The organism is Micromonospora sp. CPCC 206061 (assembly GCF_036906915.1).
Classification (GTDB): Bacteria; Actinomycetota; Actinomycetes; order Mycobacteriales; family Micromonosporaceae; genus Phytohabitans.
Genome location: NZ_JBAKHX010000047.1, coordinates 25440 through 38304 on the forward strand (window position 1 = coordinate 25440; position 12865 = coordinate 38304).

General features: G+C 69.7%; 13 protein-coding genes and 1 pseudogene. 11 read left to right on the top strand and 3 right to left on the bottom strand.

Annotated elements, in window-relative coordinates; translation table 11 throughout:
• Window positions 1-23: 23 nt before the first annotated feature.
• The 4 genes from V6V89_RS26655 (at window position 24) to V6V89_RS26670 (ending at window position 3949) form a co-directional block, all read left to right on the top strand.
• Window positions 24-1262 carry an MFS transporter gene (locus V6V89_RS26655; RefSeq protein ID WP_334622111.1) on the top strand — a complete coding sequence of 413 codons (1239 nt, stop codon included), beginning with the start codon at window positions 24-26 and terminating at the stop codon, window positions 1260-1262.
• Between the two features lie 238 nt (window positions 1263-1500).
• Window positions 1501-1716 carry a hypothetical protein gene (locus V6V89_RS26660; protein WP_334622112.1) on the top strand — a complete coding sequence of 72 codons (216 nt, stop codon included), beginning with the start codon at window positions 1501-1503 and terminating at the stop codon, window positions 1714-1716.
• Entirely contained in the window at window positions 1716-2567 is an 852-nt protein-coding gene (locus V6V89_RS26665) for an ABC transporter ATP-binding protein (protein ID WP_334622113.1), read from the top strand. The genes V6V89_RS26660 and V6V89_RS26665 overlap by 1 nt, the downstream gene beginning before the upstream one ends.
• Entirely contained in the window at window positions 2564-3949 is a 1386-nt protein-coding gene (locus V6V89_RS26670) for a hypothetical protein (protein ID WP_334622114.1), read from the top strand. Before V6V89_RS26665 ends, V6V89_RS26670 begins: the two co-directional genes overlap by 4 nt.
• A 50-nt stretch (window positions 3950-3999) precedes the next feature.
• On the opposite strand, the gene V6V89_RS26675 is transcribed toward V6V89_RS26670, so the two are convergent.
• The gene (locus V6V89_RS26675; protein WP_334622115.1) at window positions 4000-4830 is read right to left on the bottom strand and encodes an ABC transporter permease subunit; all 831 of its coding nucleotides are present in this window, start codon (window positions 4828-4830) and stop codon (window positions 4000-4002) included.
• A 26-nt stretch (window positions 4831-4856) separates the two neighbouring features.
• Window positions 4857-5744 (bottom strand): ABC transporter ATP-binding protein, encoded by an 888-nt coding sequence (locus V6V89_RS26680; protein WP_334622116.1) that lies wholly within the window; start codon window positions 5742-5744, stop codon window positions 4857-4859.
• Window positions 5745-5831: 87 nt separating this feature from the next.
• Here V6V89_RS26680 and V6V89_RS26685 point away from each other — a divergent pair, with 87 nt between their 5' ends.
• The 4 genes from V6V89_RS26685 to V6V89_RS26700 all read left to right on the top strand — a co-directional run bounded on the left by V6V89_RS26685 (window position 5832) and on the right by V6V89_RS26700 (window position 9598).
• A complete protein-coding gene (locus V6V89_RS26685; protein WP_334622117.1) occupies window positions 5832-6287 on the top strand; it encodes a GbsR/MarR family transcriptional regulator in 456 nt (151 codons plus the stop codon).
• 83 nt (window positions 6288-6370) lie between these two features.
• Window positions 6371-7726: a TrkH family potassium uptake protein gene (locus V6V89_RS26690; RefSeq protein WP_334622119.1), complete on the top strand. Its 1356-nt coding sequence runs from the start codon at window positions 6371-6373 to the stop codon at window positions 7724-7726.
• Window positions 7719-8393: a potassium channel family protein gene (locus tag V6V89_RS26695; protein WP_334622121.1), complete on the top strand. Its 675-nt coding sequence runs from the start codon at window positions 7719-7721 to the stop codon at window positions 8391-8393. Before V6V89_RS26690 ends, V6V89_RS26695 begins: the two co-directional genes overlap by 8 nt.
• A gap of 80 nt (window positions 8394-8473) precedes the next feature.
• Window positions 8474-9598 carry a serine hydrolase domain-containing protein gene (locus V6V89_RS26700; RefSeq protein ID WP_334622123.1) on the top strand — a complete coding sequence of 375 codons (1125 nt, stop codon included), beginning with the start codon at window positions 8474-8476 and terminating at the stop codon, window positions 9596-9598.
• 28 nt (window positions 9599-9626) lie between these two features.
• On the opposite strand, the pseudogene V6V89_RS26705 reads toward V6V89_RS26700, so the two are convergent.
• Window positions 9627-9843, bottom strand: a pseudogene (locus tag V6V89_RS26705) (DNA-binding response regulator); the annotation flags it as partial.
• 48 nt (window positions 9844-9891) lie between these two features.
• On the opposite strand from V6V89_RS26705, the gene V6V89_RS26710 reads away from it, so the two are divergent.
• From V6V89_RS26710 to V6V89_RS26720, 3 genes are all read left to right on the top strand, one after another.
• Window positions 9892-10161, top strand: coding sequence for a hypothetical protein (locus tag V6V89_RS26710; RefSeq protein WP_334622124.1), 270 nt, complete (start codon window positions 9892-9894; stop codon window positions 10159-10161).
• A 42-nt stretch (window positions 10162-10203) separates the two neighbouring features.
• Window positions 10204-12237 (top strand): APC family permease, encoded by a 2034-nt coding sequence (locus V6V89_RS26715; RefSeq protein ID WP_334622125.1) that lies wholly within the window; start codon window positions 10204-10206, stop codon window positions 12235-12237.
• A gap of 173 nt (window positions 12238-12410) precedes the next feature.
• Window positions 12411-12854, top strand: coding sequence for a hypothetical protein (locus V6V89_RS26720; protein WP_334622126.1), 444 nt, complete (start codon window positions 12411-12413; stop codon window positions 12852-12854).
• The last annotated feature ends 11 nt before the right edge of the window (window positions 12855-12865 follow it).

Below are 12865 nucleotides of genomic sequence, written 5' to 3' on the forward strand. Positions count from 1 at the left end.
CATCGCCAGCCGATGCTCGGCGCATGCGATCGGTACAACTGGTTCTGGCGGCGGCGACCGCGGTTGGCAGCGTCGGCCTGGCGGCAGGTGGCACCGCGGGCGCGTTGATCGCGGCTGAGATGACCGGCGGCACAACGTCGGCGGGCGTCCCGCTCGGTGCGGTCGTCGTCGGCTCGGCTGCCGGTGCCGTGCTGATATCCCGGGTCACTCGCCTCGCGGGTCGAATCACCGGGCTGATGCTCGGCTACTTGGTCGGTGCTGTCGGTGCCGCGCTGGTCGTCGGGGCCATGGCAGCATCGAATTTCGTGCTGGTGGTGGTGGGCAACGTCGTGATGGGAGTGGCGAACGCAGCTGTGTACCTGGCCCGGTACGCCGCGGCCGACGCGGTGTCCGCGTCGGCCCGGGGCCGCGCGCTTGGCGTCGTTCTCACCGGCGCCGCAGTGGGGGCGGTCGCCGGCCCCAACCTACTGGGACCCAGCGGCGACCTCGCCGCCCGGCTGGGGTTCTCACGGCTTGGCGGGTTGTACCTGGTGGCCGTCGTGGCGTTCCCCACCGCAGGGGCGATCCTGGCGCTACTGGGCCGTCGGACGCGTGGGTCAGTCACCGGCGGCGTCCAGGCCGGGACGGGAGCGACGGCGCGCGCCCACCCCAGCGTCGGCGCCGGCACCGCCGTATTCGTGCTGGCCGTGACCAATCTGGTGATGGTGGCGGTCATGGCGGTCGCGCCGCTGCACATGGTGGCGCACAGCCACCATCTCGACATCGTCGGCGTCGTGGTCAGCATCCACGTTCTGTGCATGCTCGCACCGGCACCGCTGGCGGGCTGGCTCGCCGACCGTGCGGGCACGCATGTGGTGGCCGGACTCGGCGCCGTCCTCATCCTGGTTGCCGGTGTCACTGGGGCATTCGCCGACCCGAACAGCGCCCTATCCATGACCGTCGTACTGGCCATGTTCGGGCTCGGTTGGTGCGCCGGAGTCGTGGCCGGCAGCGTGATGGTCGCCGACTCGCTGTCCGACGCGCAACGGGCGCGCGCTGAAGGCATCGGCGAGGTAGCAATGGGCACAGCAGCTGGGGTCGGTGCCCCGTTGGCTGGACTGGTCGTCGCCTTCGGTGGGTTCTCGACGCTCGTCGCCACGGCATCAGTCGTGAGCCTGACGATGCTGTATCTCGGCTGGTGGACGGTCAGGTCCCGCGTAGATTCCTCGGCAAACGCCGCCGCGACCCGTGCCGACCCCCGCCGTGCACAAACCGGGCTCTGAGAAGGCTGCGTCCGCTGCCCGGTCGTCAAGACGGACGGACAGCGGCCGGGGCAGTGCGCCTCTTCGGTGCACCGGGCGTGTCCGGCTGCTTCCGAGACCATGGGCTCTGCGGGATAAGGTGAGACGTGTTCGTTCGCAACGTCGGGGATCGCACGGTCGCGGAGTTGCTGCCGCGCGAGCATCAGCCGAAGCTGGGCGCGATCACCCTTGACGCGTTGCTCGACCGGATGCTCGACACGTGAGCGCCATCGCCTGGGCCGCCCTCGCGGTCTTCGCCGTCGCCTATGTCCTGATCGCCACCGAAAAGATCCACCGGGTCGCCGCCGCCCTTGGCGGCGCCACGGCGGTTGGCGCGTCGGCGAACGTGGTCGTGTTGGGCATCGCCGAGCGCGGGCAAGCCGATCAGTGTGTGGTTGCGCTACTTCGCCCTGGCCTAGCTCCCGGGAGGAGCTGATGAGCGACGCTGTTGAGGTGTCGGGCCTGCAGGTCCGCTACCCGGGTCGGGCTGTCGACGCGGTTGCCGGTATCGACTTCACGGTCTCGGCGGGTGAGGTGTTCGGGTTTCTGGGGCCGAACGGGGCCGGGAAGTCCACGACGCAGCGGGTGTTGACCGGGCAGCTGCGGCGTTTCGACGGTGCCGCGGTGGTACTGGGGCGGCCGGTCGGTGACTGGGGTGCCGGGTTGTATGAGCGGATCGGGGTGGGATTCGAGCTGCCGGCCTACTATCCGAAGTTGAGTTGTCGGGAGAACCTGGCGGCGTTCGCTGGCCTGTACCGCCGGTCGGTCATCCCGGTGGACGAGGCCTTGGCAGCGGTGGGTTTGCTTGACGCGGCGGACGTGCGGGCTGCCTCGTTGTCCAAGGGTATGCAGATGCGGCTGAATCTGGCGCGGGCGATCCTGCATCGTCCGGATCTGTTGTTTCTGGACGAACCGACTTCTGGGTTGGATCCGGCACACGCGGCGGAGGTCCGCAGGATCGTCCGCGCGCAGGCGGAGGCTGGGCGGACGGTGTTCCTGACCACGCACGACATGGTCACCGCGGACGAGTTGTGTGACCGGGTGGCGTTCATGCATCAGGGTCGGCTGGTGGCGGTGGACACCCCGTACGCGTTGCGGCTGGAACACGGGTCGCGGACCGTGCTGGCGGAGTACACGGTGGACGGTGCGGTGCGTCGGGCGGAGTTCGCCGGCACCGACGACCCCGGCCTGCTGGCGTTGCTGGCGACCGGGAGCGTGCGGACCGTCCACAGCCGAGAGGCGACGCTGGCTGAGGTGTTCGTTGCCGTTACCGGTGGCACCTTGTGAGCGCGGCGGTCGCTTTGCTGGCCACGCAGTGGCGGGTGCAGTGGCGGCTGGGCATCCCGGCGGTGATCGCCGGGTTGGCCGTGCCGTGGACCGTGCTGGCCGCCACGGTGCCGGCCGTCGCACCGTATCTGCTGTTCGTGGAGGTGGCCGCCGGCGGTGTGTTCATCGCTGGTGTGCTGGTGGTGATGGACCGGCCAACGGGTGTGGCCGCGGCGTTGGCGGTCAGCCCGGCGCGTCCGGCCGTGGTCGGAGCCGCCCGCCTTGCTCCACTGTGGTTGGTGACGGTGGTGGCGGCGGTTCCGGTGCTGCTGGCCGCTCGTGTCCAGTACCCCCTGGCAGGGCTCGGCGCGGTGGCACTGACCGCGCTTCTGCTGCTCGCGCTGGGGGTGGGCGTGGCCGCGCGCCGGCGTACCGTGATGGGGTTCATGACCGTGGTGCCGTGGCCGTTGGCGCCGTTGATGGCCGTGCCGCTCGTTGTCGCGGCCGGGCTGGTGTCCCACCCGGCCTGGTATGTGGTGCCGACCACCGGCGCTCTCGCCCTCTTGCGCGGCGAGGCACAGCACCCGGTGTGGCTGCTGCTGGGCTACCTGACGCTGTGGGCGGGCGCCGCGGTGGCTTGGGCGGCCCGGGCAGGCAGCGGGACCGACCCGGCCGCCGTGCGGCCCGGGGCGCGGCCAACGGCGGTGGTGTCGTCGTTTCCGCGTGCCGATCTGCGCAACATCGCGCGGGACGCGGTGGTGTGGCCGATCGCCGCCAGTCCGCTGCTGTTGGGCTTGGTGCTGCGGCTCGGCGTGCCGCCGCTGACGGGTTGGGCCGAGCGGACCCACGGCGTCGACGCCACGGCCTATCTGCCGGTGCTCGCGCTGCTGGCGATCGTGTTGCATGTGCCGGTGATCGCGGGCATGGTGGGTGCCCTGGTGGTGCTCGACGACCACGACGACCGCGCACTGGCCGCGATTCGGGTGTCGCCGCTGGGCGTCGGCCGCTATCTGGCCTACCGTCTGGTGCAGGTCACCGTCGTCGCGGCGGCCGGGTTGGCAGTGGCCGCGCCGCTGTCTGGGCAGGTGCCGGCTGCCGCGTGGTTCGCCTGCGTGCTGGCGGTGCCGCTGGCGCCGACCTTCACGCTCGCCGTCCTCGCGGTCGCGAGGAGTCGGGCGCAGGGGATCGCGGCCGTCAAGGCGCTCGGCGTGGTCTATTACGCGCCGCTGGCGGTGTGGTGGCTGCCCGGCGTCGCCGGTTGGCCGTTCGCGTTCCTGCCCGGGTTCTGGATCGTGCGCGCCTGGGACGGCCCGCCCCTCGGCGTGCTATTCGGCGGTGTCGTCTGCGCCGCCGGGTGGCTGCTTTTGCTGCACCGCGCCGCGCTGCGCCGCCTGTCAGGATAGGTGACGCAGCGCGGTCTGCGGGAGGCGGCCCAACGCGGTCCGCGCCGAGTTCAGCGGCCGAGGTCGCGGTGGTTGAGCCGCCAGGCGCCGGCTGCGATGAGCGCGATGGTGGCGGCGGCCAGAATCACTGCGTCGGCGATCTGGAGACCGTGCCGGAGGGGCTCGCCGCCGATGTAGTAGTGGAACGGGGTGAGGTAGCGCAGAGCGTCGGCGCCGATCTGCGGGGCGAATCCGTGCAGGGCGTAGGTGAGGACGCCGAGGCCGGCGGTGAGGCCGAACGCGGTGGCGCGGCTGGTGCCGGTGGCGGCGCCGATGGCGGTGGCCAGGGCGCCGAACAGTAACCCGAGCAGCGCCAGGTTGATGGCTTGCGCGGCGAAGTTCCCGACCGTGATGGTGTCGAGTTTCGCGCTGCCGCGTACGGTCAGGACCGCACCGAGCGTCGCGGCGGCGATCAGAACCGCGCCGGTGGCGGTGGCGGCGTAGCGGTGCAGCAGCAGCCGGGTGCGGCTGATGGGGTGGGCCAGCAAGAGATCCAGGTAGCCGCTGTCCTCGTCGGCGGAGATCATGCGGGCGCCGGTGGCCGCGCCGTAGAAGGTGACCAGCAGCGGTACAAGGAGCCCGAAGACGGCGCCTTGCAGGTAGCCGGCGGCGCTGGCGCTGTCCTCGAAGCCGAACCCGCGCATGGCCTCGGGCACGTTGGCCATGGCGTCGGCGGAGATCTGTGGGTAGAAGCTGGCGTACATCATCGCGAGCAGCCCGGTGGCCAGAGCCCAGACAGCGAAGATGCGCCGGTTGTCGTACAGGGTCTTGGCGAACATCGTGCCGCCGAAGGCGCGGGCGAGCGCCGAGCCGCCGGGAATGGTCGTCGTGGTCGTGGTCATGGTCCTGCCGTTCGTGGTTGAGGTGGTTAGGCGGCGGCGTAGAAGGTGTGGAACAGCTTTTCGAGGTCTTGGCTGTCGGCGTGCAGACCGGTGATGGTGTGCCGGGCGGCGGCTTTGACCAGCGCGTCGGGGCTGCCGTCGACCCGGCAGGCGAGCGTGGTGCCGTCGATGCTCACCTCGGTCACGCCGGGCAGTGCCGCGAACTCGGCGGCGCGTACCGGCTCGGCGAAGGTGATCCGGACGTTCAGGTACGAGTGGGCGCGTAGGTCGGCGACGGTGTCCAGGGCGACGAGGCGGCCCTCGCGGATGATCGCGACGCGGTCGGCGACGGCCTCGACCTCGCTCATGATGTGGCTGGACATGAACACGGTCTGCCCGGCGGCTTTGGCCTCGGTGACCATGTCCAGGAAGGTTTGCTGGACCAGCGGGTCGAGTCCGGAGGTGGGCTCGTCGAGGATGAGCAGCTCGGGTTGGTGCATGAACGCCTGGACCAGGCCGACCTTCTGTCGGTTCCCTTTGGACAGGCTCTTGACTCGGGCGTTCAAGTCCAGGTCCAGCCGATCGGCCAGGCCGATGACGCGGGCGGCGGGGACGCCGCCGCGCAGGCTGGCGAGGAAGGCCAGGCATTCGCCGGCTTTCTGCCGGCCCTCGACGACGAAGTCGCCGGCCAGGTAGCCGATCCGGCGGTGCAGGTCGACGGCGTCGGTGCGCGGGTGCATACCGAGGACGCGGGCGGTGCCCGAGGTGGGGCGGATCAGATCGAGCAGCAGCCGGATGGTGGTGGACTTTCCCGCTCCGTTGGGGCCGAGGTAGCCGAACACCTCTCCGGGCTCCACGCTCAGGGTCAGGCCGGTCAGGCCGCGGCGGGTGCCGTACACCTTGGTGAGCTCGGTCAGTTCGATTGCCATCGTCATGCCATCGACGGTATCAGAACTTTCAAAGATTTCTGAAGACTCGAAGGTGTTAGGATTTCGTCAGGATTACTGCGGAGAGGGAGAGCGTTGGCAGACACCACCGAAGCCGCCGAGCGGATGGCGTTGACCCTGGCTCAGGGCGGCCTGCAGAAGGCAACCGCGCGGGTGATGGCGGCGTTCATGTTCGCCGACACCGACAGCGTCACCGCCACCGAGCTCGCCGAGCAGCTGCACATCAGCTCCGGGTCGGTGTCCGGCGCGATCAAAATGCTGTCCACGGTCGGATTGATCGAACGTGTCCCGGCGCCGGCCAGCCGCCGCGAGCACTACCGAATGCGCGACGGGGCCTGGGCCACCCTCATGTCATCGCAGAACGGCATGGTCCAAGCCATGTTCGAGGCCGCAGACCAGGGCATCAAAGCCGCCGGCGCGGACAGTCCCGCCGCCCGCCGCCTTGGCGAGATGCGCGACTTCTACGGCTTCATGTTCCGCGAGCTGCCCGCCCTGATCGACCGTTGGCGCGCCGGACGCGACGCGACGTAGGAGTACTGAGCTCCAGCACCCGCCCAGCGGGCATGGCGTACCGTGTGCTGCTGCGTGATCGTTTCGGCAGGAGGGAGAACCGCATGCCGCGGCTGCGCCTGGGCGGTCGGCGGTCGGCGGAGCGGTTCCAGCATCCGACCCGGACGCTCGCGGGTGGGTTCGGCGCCGCGGTGCTGGTCGGCACCGGGCTGCTGTCGTTGCCGGTGGCGACCGAGTCGGGGCAGCGGGCCGACGTGGTGGACGCGCTGTTCACGGCGACGTCGGCGGTGTGCGTGACCGGCCTGGTGACGGTGGACACCAGCGGGCACTGGTCGATGTTCGGTGAGCTGGTCATCCTGGCGTTGATCCAGGCCGGCGGGCTGGGCATCATGACTCTCGCGACGCTGTTCACGGTGTTGTGGTCGCGGCGGCTGGCGCTGCGCAGCCGGCTGCTGGCCCAGGCGGAGACGAAAGTGCTGGGGCTGCACGGCATCCGGCGGGTCGTGCGCAACATTGTGCTGTTCAGCCTGGCGGTCGAGGGCGTGGTGGCGCTCATTCTCACCGTCTGGTTCGCCCGGACCGACGACTTCGGGCAGGCGGTGTACCACGGTGCGTTCCACGCCGTGTCGGCGTTCAACAACGCCGGCTTCTCGCTCAACGCCGACAGCCTCATCGGGTACGTGGACGACCCAGTGGTGAACCTGACCATCGCGGCGGCGGTGATCGTCGGAGGGCTCGGCTTCCCCGTGGTGTTCGAACTGGCCCGCTCGTGGCGCCGTCCCCGCACGTGGTCGGTGCTGACCCGGATCACGGTGACGCTGACCGCCGTTCTGCTCCTGGCCGGCACGCTGGTGTTCACGGTCAGCGAGCGGTCCAACCCGGCCACCTTCGGTCCCCTGTCGGGATCGGAGAAACTGCTGGCCGGTTTCTTCCACTCGACGATGACCCGCACGGCCGGGTTCAACAGCGTCGACATCGCGGCGATGCGGCCGGAGAGCCTGTTCGCCACCGACCTGCTGATGTTCATCGGCGGGGGCAGCGCCGGCACAGCCGGCGGCATCAAGGTGACCACGTTCGGCCTGCTCGCGTACGTGATCTGGTCGGAGATGCGCGGCGAAAGCAGCGTGATCGTTGGCCGGCGCCGGATTCCGGCCGGCAACCAGCGGCAGGCCCTGGCGATCGCGCTCTTAGGCATCGGGGCGGTCGCGGTGTGCACCTTCACGCTGCTCGCACTTACACACCACAGCTTGGATCTGGTGCTGTTCGAGGTGGTCTCGGCCTTCGGTACTGTCGGGTTGTCCGCGGGCATCACCGGCGACCTGCCACCGGTGGGCGTGTTGCTGCTGGTGGGGTTGATGTTCGTCGGCCGAGTGGGGCCGCTGACGGCGGCGAGCGCGTTGGCGCTGCGGGAGCGGACCCGGCGGTTCGAACGGCCCGAGGAGAGGACGATCGTTGGCTAGCGTCCACAACGAACCGGTGGTGGTGCTCGGGCTCGGCCGCTTCGGCAGCTCCTTGGCGCTGGAACTGGCCAGCCGGGGCACCGAGGTACTGGGCATCGACATCAACTCGAAGATCGTTGACGCGCTGGCCGGTCGGCTCACCAACGTGGCCACCGCCGACTGCACTGACGGCGAGGCGCTGCGCCAACTCGGGGTGCCGGAGTTCCAGCGCGCGGTGGTGGCGATCGGCACCGACCTGGAAGCCAGCGTCCTGACCACGGTGCTGCTGACCGACCTTGGCATCTCGCACATCTGGGCCAAGGCGCTGAACCGGCGGCACGCCGAGATCCTGAGTCGGGTTGGCGCCCACCACGTCGTGCTGCCCGAGCAGCACATGGGCGAGCGGATCGCGCACCTGCTGTCCGGACGGATGCTGGACTACGTCGAAGTCGACCAGGACTTCGCGATGATCAAGACCAAGCCGCCGCGCGACATCGTCGGGGTTCCGCTGCGTGAATCCCGGCTGCGATCCCGGTACGGGGTGACGGTGGTGGCCGTGAAGAGCGAGGCCCTGGGTGCGAAGGCGCGGTTCGGCTACGCCACCGCCGACACCGTCCTGATGTACGGCGACCTGATCCTCGTCGTCGGTACGGTCGGCGACCTGGAGCGGTTCGCCGAGTCCGACTGAGGGGCGTCCGCGTAGACTGCCTGGTGGGTGTGCCGGGAAGCCTGGTCGGCGAAGCGTGTCGTCGACTGAAAGAGCACCCGATGCCCCAGCAGCCCCGTGTCGGTATCCCGCCGCCCAGCCCGCCGGTCGGCGGGCACACCGATCCCGCGTACGCGGCGGCCCGTGACGCGTTCACGGGGCTGATCGCCGACGGCCCCGAAACCGGCGCGGCGGCCGCTGTGGTTCACAACGGCCGGCTTGTGCTCGATCTGCACGGCGGCTGGCAGGACAACACCGCGCCGTGGTCAGCCGAGACGCTGGCGCCGCTGTTCTGCCTCGGCAAGCCGATCGCCGCCCTGGCGGTGCTGAGTCTGGCCTCGCGTGGCCTCATCGACCTGAACCACCCGGTCGGCGACTACTGGCCGTCGTTCACCACGCCCGGCAAGGAGCGGATCCTGGTGCGGCACCTGCTGTCGCACACAGCCGGCCTGCCGGCGTTTCCCGTCCCACGCGCGATGGAACACCTGGCCGCCTGGGACACGCTGGTCGACGACCTCGCCACCGCCCGCCCCGAGTGGCCGGTGCCCGGCGTCGCGATGGCCGAGCACGCCCTCACCTTCGGGCACCTGGTCGGCGAACTGGTCCGCCGGGTCGACGGCCGCCCGCTCGGCGTGTTCCTGGACGAGGAGGTTGCCGGGCCGCAGGGTCTGGACATCGCGCTGGGTCTGACCGCCACGCAAGCGGTCCGGGCAGCCGAGGTCCACCACGCCGACGCCGACTGGTTGCCGCGCACCGTGGGTCCGGCCTACACCCTGCGCCAGCGGGCCCTGGACAACCCGGCCGGCTCGCTGGATCCGGCGGTGTTGAACACCGACTGGTGCCGCGCCGCTTGCCTGCCCGCCGTCAACATGCACGCCACCGCCACCGCGGTCGCCAGGCTGTTCGCCGGCGTACTCACGGGCGGCCACGGGTTGGTCGCCGTCGAACACGCCAACGCCATGAGCACGATCCAGGCACACGGCTACGACCTGGTGCTCGACCAGCCCGTCGCACGCGGCTGGGGCGTCACCGTCGCACCGGACGGCTCATGGGGCGTGACCGCGATCGGCGGCAACCTGCTCAACGTCAACCCCGGCACCGGTCAGGTCTTCGTGTACCTAAGTCAGCGCCTGGCCGACGACACGGCCGCGACCAGGATGCTGCGCGCGGTCCGCTCCTGTGTGTAGCGCAACGCTAGGTGCCGTTCGGTGGCGTGGCGACCTTGTCCACGCTGTCGCTGCGGCCGGACAGCACGATGATCGGGGTGGTGGTCCAGCTGCGCAGGTCGCGGATGACGGCGACGCCGTCGAGGTCCGGCGGGCTGAGGCCGAGCACGACCAGGTCCGGTTTCTGGGCGGCGGCTGCCCGCCGTCCGGCGCCAGTCTACGTCGTAGCCGCGGGCGCGCAGGTTGATCCGCAGGGTGCGTAGGATCTGCGGGTCCTCACCAGCCCGCCCAGCAGCCCCAGCGCGAGGCCCTTGATGACGGCCAGGCCGATCATGGCCAAACGATCCTCCGTGCAGCGGCGGGCCAACTACGCGTTACGGATGATCTCCCGCCGATCCGAGTCAATGCCCCCACCGCACCGCGGCGACGATGCTGACCTCGAGCTCCTGGTCGACCTGCTCAACGCGGCGTTCTACTACCGCCTGCTGCTGCATCTGGACACATGTACGACCGTCAGCGGCTCGACGCACAACGGCCATGTGCCGCGGTCGGTGGCGCCACCGCGCATCGGGGCGCTGCGGTAGGACAAGCAGCGGATTGACGCAAGTTGGTTCTAGGCTACGGATGTGGTTCGTCCCACCGCGGTGTTGAAACGGTTGCTGGTCGGTCGGCCGGTCCGCTCGGACCGGCTGCATCACACGCTGTTGCCGAAGCGGATCGCGCTACCGGTGTTCGCCTCGGACCCGATGTCCAGTGTGGCGTACGCGCCGGCCGAGATCCTGCTCACGCTGTCCATCGGTGGTTTGGCCGCCTACGCCTACGCGCCGTGGGTGGCGCTGGTCGTGGTGTTGGTGCTGCTGACCGTGGTGGCCAGCTACCGGCAGAACGTGCGCGCCTACCCGTCCGGCGGCGGCGACTACGAGGTGGCCACGGTCAACCTCGGTGGCCGGTTCGGGCTCGTGGTGGGCAGCGCCCTGCTAGTCGATTATGTGCTGACCGTGGCGGTGTCGGTGGCGTCCGGCATCAACAACCTCGGCTCGGCGATCCCGTTCGTGGCCGAGCACAGGGTCGGCCTTGCGGTCGCCGTAGTGGTGGTCCTGACCGCCATCAACCTACGCGGGGTTCGCGAGTCGGGGGCCGCGTTCGCGGTACCCACCTACCTGTTCATCACCGTCATCGTCGGGATGATCATCTGGGGGTTCGTGCGGATCGTCGTGCTGGGCGAGACGGTCCGCGCCGAGAGCGCCGGATTCGAGCTACGCGCCGAACACTCGGTGCTGGGTTTCGCGTTCGTCTTCCTGTTGGTGCGGGCGTTCTCCTCCGGCTGCGCCGCGTTGACCGGCGTCGAGGCCATCGCCAACGGGGTACCGGCGTTCAAGCCGCCGAAGAGCCAGAACGCGGCCGCCACGCTGCTGATCCTCGGCGTGATCGCGGTGACCATGTTCATGGGCATCATCCTGCTGGCCAACCGCACCGGCCTGATTTACGCCGAAGACCCGGCCGCCCAACTGGTCGGCGCCCCGGCCGGTTACGAGCAGAAGACCGTGACCGCGCAGCTGGCCGACGCGGTGTTCTCCGGAAACACGGTGGCGCTGGTGCTGGTGACCGCGGCGACCGCGCTGATCCTGTTCCTAGCGGCGAACACGGCGTACAACGGGTTTCCGGTGCTCGGCTCGATTCTGGCACAGGACCGGTACCTGCCTCGCCAGCTGCACACCCGCGGCGACCGGCTGGCGTTCTCCAACGGGATCGTCTTCCTCGCCGTGTTCGCCACCGTGCTGATCGTGGGCTTCCGGGCCAGCGAGACGCGGCTGATCCAGCTCTACATCGTGGGCGTGTTCGTCTCGTTCACGCTGTCGCAGACCGGGATGCTGCGGCACTGGAACCGGTTGCTGCGCCGCGAGCGCAACCTGGAAAACCGTCGTCGCATGTACCGGGCCAGGGCCATCAACGGGTTCGGCGCGTTCATGACCGGTTCGGTGCTCATCCTGGTGCTGGCCACGAAGTTCACCCACGGCGCGTGGATCTCGATCGCGGCGATGGCGGTCATCTACCTGATCATGATCGGGATCCGCCGGCATTACACGACGGTAGGACGGGAGCTGGAGCCGGCCGAGGAGCGACAGGTCCTCCCGGCGCGCAACCACGCCGTGGTGTTGGTCAGCAAGGTGCATCTGCCGACCTTGCGGGCGGTGGCGTACGCGCGGGTCACCCGCCCGGACACCCTCACCGCGGTCACGGTCAACGTCGACGACAACGACACCCGCACTATCCAGCAGGAGTGGGAACGCCGCGAGGTGCCCGTCCCGCTGACCGTCATCGAGTCGCCGTACCGGGAAATCACCGGACCAATCATCGACTACGTCAAATCGGTCCGCCGCCTCTCACCTCGCGACGTGGTCACAGTGTTCATCCCGGAGTACGTCGTCGGGCACTGGTGGGAGAACCTGCTGCACAACCAGAGCGCGCTGCGGCTCAAAGGGCGACTGCTGTTCGAGCCCGGCGTCATGGTCACCAGCGTGCCCTGGCAGCTGGCCTCCACCACCGCCAAGGACCTGTCCCGCTTCGACCGCGACCTGGCCCGTGGGCCCGCCCGCGGACCCCGCATTCAGGTCCACGAGCCGGAACCCGACGGCCACCAACCCCCCACCGAGCAATAGGCTCGTCCGCGACCAGGCATGGTTGCGCCACGCGCTCCACCGGCGTATTCACGATGGTGAGGCGTTGCGCCGGCGTATGGATTACGTCAAGGACCGTTTCGCCGGTCATGGGCGTCCGGTTATCTGACCAACGGGGCAGATGAGGGTGTGGTTCGCGAGCCGAGGTGAGTTCGGTGACGCCAGGCAGCCGGGAAGCGCGGCGGTTCGACGCTGGCCGCAGCCCGCTCGGGCTGGCCGGCGGCGCAGCTGCCATGGTCGGCGCCACCTTCGCTGCGGCAGCCTTGTTCCCTGCAGGTCAGGTGCCGGCAAGGTTGGTCGTGGTCGCGGTCGCCGTGAGCGCGTGCTCGACCGTACTGGCGGACAAGCGGGACACCTTCGCTGTGACCGGCCTGGGCTATCTGCTGTTCACCGGGTTCCTGGTCAACAGCTACGGTGAACTCAGCTGGGACGGCGCGAACACCGTGTGGCACCTACTCGTCCTGGCCGTGGCCACCATGATCGGCATCGTGCAGCGGTGGATACGCGCCGCTCTGGCCGATCTGGAGTTCGAGACCGCTTTGCGGCAACTCCTCGACGAGGCCGAAGACGAGAACAACGGCGGGTCGACGCCGGAGTAGCAGTGGGCAGA

What these genes read in the sequence shown, in the direction of transcription:
- V6V89_RS26655 (WP_334622111.1), top strand. Translation starts at nt 24, where the DNA reads ATGCGATCGGTACAACTGGTTCTGGCGGCGGCGACCGCGGTTGGCAGC.
- V6V89_RS26665 (WP_334622113.1), top strand. Translation starts at nt 1,716, where the DNA reads ATGAGCGACGCTGTTGAGGTGTCGGGCCTGCAGGTCCGCTACCCGGGT.
- V6V89_RS26675 (WP_334622115.1), bottom strand. Translation starts at nt 4,830, where the DNA reads ATGACCACGACCACGACGACCATTCCCGGCGGCTCGGCGCTCGCCCGC.
- V6V89_RS26680 (WP_334622116.1), bottom strand. Translation starts at nt 5,744, where the DNA reads ATGACGATGGCAATCGAACTGACCGAGCTCACCAAGGTGTACGGCACC.
- V6V89_RS26690 (WP_334622119.1), top strand. Translation starts at nt 6,371, where the DNA reads ATGCCGCGGCTGCGCCTGGGCGGTCGGCGGTCGGCGGAGCGGTTCCAG.
- V6V89_RS26700 (WP_334622123.1), top strand. Translation starts at nt 8,474, where the DNA reads ATGCCCCAGCAGCCCCGTGTCGGTATCCCGCCGCCCAGCCCGCCGGTC.
- V6V89_RS26710 (WP_334622124.1), top strand. Translation starts at nt 9,892, where the DNA reads ATGACGGCCAGGCCGATCATGGCCAAACGATCCTCCGTGCAGCGGCGG.